This window comes from Acetobacter senegalensis (genome assembly GCF_001580995.1).
Lineage (GTDB): Bacteria > Pseudomonadota > Alphaproteobacteria > Acetobacterales > Acetobacteraceae > Acetobacter > Acetobacter senegalensis.
In genome coordinates this window covers 1-3,810 of record NZ_LHZU01000054.1, presented here as the reverse complement: position 1 = coordinate 3,810, position 3,810 = coordinate 1, and the positions used below count along the sequence as shown (strand labels likewise).

The 3,810-nt window shown below is 53.3% G+C and carries 2 protein-coding genes; both read right to left on the bottom strand.

Annotation, left to right across the window (positions count from 1 at the left end; genetic code table 11):
* A partial coding sequence (locus tag AD948_RS00460; protein ID WP_061470248.1) for a recombinase family protein occupies nt 1–1,661 on the bottom strand: 1,661 nt, incomplete at its 3' end.
* A gap of 395 nt (nt 1,662–2,056) precedes the next feature.
* A complete protein-coding gene (locus AD948_RS00455) occupies nt 2,057–3,439 on the bottom strand; it encodes a hypothetical protein (protein WP_152835188.1) in 1,383 nt (460 codons plus the stop codon).
* Nucleotides 3,440–3,810: the final 371 nt, after the last annotated feature.

The window sequence follows — 3,810 nt, the reverse complement described above, 5'->3', positions numbered from 1 at the left end:
CTGAAGGCCGCAGGTTCAAATCCTGCCCCCGCAACCAATGAATCCTGCACTAAGAACTTATTAAGAACGCCAGCATCCGGATGATGCATGGCGTTCTTCCTGTTTGATGCAAAACTCAGCATCGCCGCCAGGTCACCCTCAAGGAAAATCGCTAGCTCGTCCTTCTCGGGAATAAGCCTGATCCGCGTGATCAGGGACCGGATGGCTTCCTTAGTCTGCGTCCCGGTGGCTTCGTTCTGCAGGCTGTCGTGGAGGACGCCGATCTTCTGGCGATACAGTTCCGCCATGTTCGGATGCAGCAGAGGCGGCGGGGAAGGGGCTTCGGCCAGCCGCGCTTCGATCTCTGCCTTGCGGGCTTCGAGTTCCTCCATGCGTGTCTTGAGAGCAGAACTGGCAAAGCCGTCGAGGATTGCCTGCACGGCCTTGTCGAGTTCACGCTTGATTTTGGGGAGTTCGGATTTCAGGGTAGCCAGATCGGCTCCTTTTTCCATCCGCAGCCGGTTGACCTCTCGTGTGAACTCCTCACAAAATTCCTTGAAGAGGGCAGGATCCATCATCTGGGTCTTCAGACCGTTGAGCACGGATTTTTCCAGAACATCCCGTCGAATTGTCAGGCGGTTCTCGCAGGTGCCCTTGTTGCGGGCTGTCGAGCAGCCAAGATGGTGTTTCGAGATCATCGAGAAGCCACCGCCGCAACAGCCGCATTTGATCAGGCCTGTCAAGAGATGGGTCGGACGCTGCAGGGCGTTGAGCGGATGTGTGCCGGTGCCGCGGGATTTCTGCGACCAGGTCGTCTTGCTTTGACGGGCTTTGACCGCATCCCAGAGATCCTGCTCGATAATCCGCAGTTCAGGAACATCCTGAAGAGTCCATTCGGATTCAGGGTTGAGGCGCGAGACGCGTTTGCCGGTGTTGGGGTTCTTGATATAGCGCAGGCGGTTCCACACGAGGCGCCCAATATAGAGTTCGTTATTGAGAATACCCGTGCCGCGTTCGCGATTGCCATTGATCGTTGACGGACTCCAGGCCCCGGACAGGGGGCCGTGATGGCCTTCGGCATTCAGAGACAGGGCAATGGATTTAGGGGATTTGCCGTCAGCATAGTCCCGAAAGATCCGTCGGACGATATTGGCCTGTTCGCCATTGATCGCGCGTTCGCCGCAGATCGCCTCGCCATGAGCGTCGTGTTGCCGGACAACATCGTAACCATAGCACAGGCCACCACCAGACTTCCCCTGTTCGACACGACCGCGCAGGCCGCGTCTGGTTTTGTTGGCCAGTTCCTTGAGGTAGAGCGCATTCATCGTGCCAGTGAGGCCGATGTGAAGAGGGGTGATCTCGCCGCCTTCCGAGAGCGTGACGATCTTTACCCCCGCGAAGGTCATGCGCTTGAACAGGCCGGCAATATCTTCCTGATCGCGGGATAGACGGTCCATGGCTTCGGTCAGGAGGATCTCGAAGCGACCGGCGGTGGCATCGGTGATGAGGTCCTGGATACCCGGACGGATCAAGGACGCCCCCGAAATTGCCCGGTCGGAATAGCTGTCGACGATCGTCCATCCCTGTTGTTCTGCGTACGTGCGGCAAATCCGGAGTTGATCCTCAATGGACGCATCACGCTGAGTGTCAGAAGAGTAGCGGGCGTAAAGGACAACTCTCATGGCGGTCTGTCTCCTGATGCTGTAACGTTCTGCTGGGTGCTTTGCTGACGCAACTGATCTGCTTCAAACCACTCTCGCGCGGCACTGCGCGCAAAAAGGCGCACAACTGTTCGCAGGTGGCTCTCTGAACGTGAAGGACTGTTTCTGTCTGGAGCGGCAGGGCTGGCAGCGGGATGCTTCGGGCTCATGGTGAATCACCAGAAGCACTTCTGCAAGAGTCGTTTGTGCAGATCGTTGCACTGAAGCTGGCATAAATCGCGCACTCTTTGAGTGCGATGATGTAAGAAAAATCTCTGCTGTGACTTTGCATAATACCCCCTCGTTGTCAGAGGGCACTCTGCGCAGGCCTGATAAATGAAATGGAATCCGCATTTTTGCGGATTCTGACGGATCGCTTATTGCGGCTTCTGATTCACATCTTTGTAGCTCCGCAGAGCGTCAACAATTGCGCGCGGCAGAGGAGGAAGGATCATGGCTGGATAGGACGTTTGAAGCGGCTCTTCCAAAGACTGTTTTTGACGCATTGACGCGCAGTTTTTTGTGTCCACCTGATGCAGGAGTTCCTGTGCGTAAAGACCTTGTGCTTTGTAGTCTTTCCCAAGCAAGGGCTCCTGAAGGAATACCTGCCCGTCCGCTCGGGAAACGATACGATGCATGTCTTCGATCTCGGCAGGATACAAGTCGCTCTCGAGTGTAACGATCTGCTGTGGGAGAAGCAGTGGTTTAGAGCGTTCGTGCGTCGCTTTGCGCGTTAAAAGCTGCTGAAAGCGCAGAGCGTAGATGATCGTGGCTTTTGTTAAGAGCTCATCGTCGGGGTCGTCCATAAAACTGACGCCAGCGCGGTATCCTCTCAAAAGGCCGTCTGGTCCCGATTGATATGACGGCCATCGACTGTCAAGGGGGTTTTGGGGGATGTACGGATGGCTGGAGATGACACTCATGGCGCCCAGAATAGGCGCAACCGGGAGAAAGTATTCCTTGAGTGCCATGAACTGGGTGCGGCCGGTGCTATAACTGACCTGCTTTTCAGATGGTTTGCGTGGGACCGTAAACCCGCGTTTCCATAAGAGGGGAGCGCTCGCGTCGATCAGGTAATCCGCTGGATCGCGCCCTCGGGAGATTTCTCCTGCGGCATAACCAAAAACATGAGCAAGGCGTTCCCACGAGAGGGGAATATCCGTGTGGTGCAGGCTTTGTCGTAGCGCAATCTGCATGGCAAGCCCAATGATGGCCCGTCCGTCTTCAATGAGGCTTGCTCGCATGGTGACATAGTCGCGGAATGGGTAAGCAGGATCCGGATGGCTCAGTTTTCTTTCAAGGCGAACTGTTCTTGTCTGGGAAGCCCAGAAGTTTCTTTCATTCCGATATCGAAAAATAGCGTCTAATTTCTCCTGTGCGACCTGATTTGGGAGCAGGCATGTGGGCCACTCCTGATCGAGCTGCTGTGCAAGATCTTTGGACGTTTCGAAGTCAAAGGCGTCGATGAAGTCGAGAAAACACTGTCCTGAACTTCTGAGAGCAGACCTATAATGTCTTTGAGAATAGGCCTCATGCATGAGGTGAAGATTGATGTAATCGTAACTGCATTTGTATTGCGCTTCATGATTGGAATAACATTTTTCAGCGCTTAATTTTTGTTTTTTGAAGAGCTCCAGACGTCGCAGTCGTTCCGTTGCAAGAAGGGTGGCCTGTAATTTAAGATTAAGACGTAAAAAAGGATATCTTGAGGGTAAGGTAATTCTTTTATAGACAGGTCCAATACTTTCCTTTCTGGCCATTTCTTCCGCCTTTTCTGAGGGGGTGGTTCAGATCCGCATTGTCCATCAGGCTCGTCACAGCCTGAACTTCTATTCTGATGTGATCGAAAAATGTCTCATAAACGAACATCATCTGCATTTTAAAAAACCAATTAAAAACAACAATATTCGAAAACACCGAGGCAAATACGAATACCGGAAAATACGGCTTCTGACGCGCTGACATTCGCTATTTTCCGCAGAAAATAGCCATAATCAAACTGTCTTCTCATCTGCCATCACCCCCATATTGGCAGAAAACTGCCGTTTCCAGCGAATCAGCCTGCTGAAAAAGGGTCTTCCCAGTATACCGGCAACGCCCAAATTCGCAGTCACTACACGGTGCCTGAATC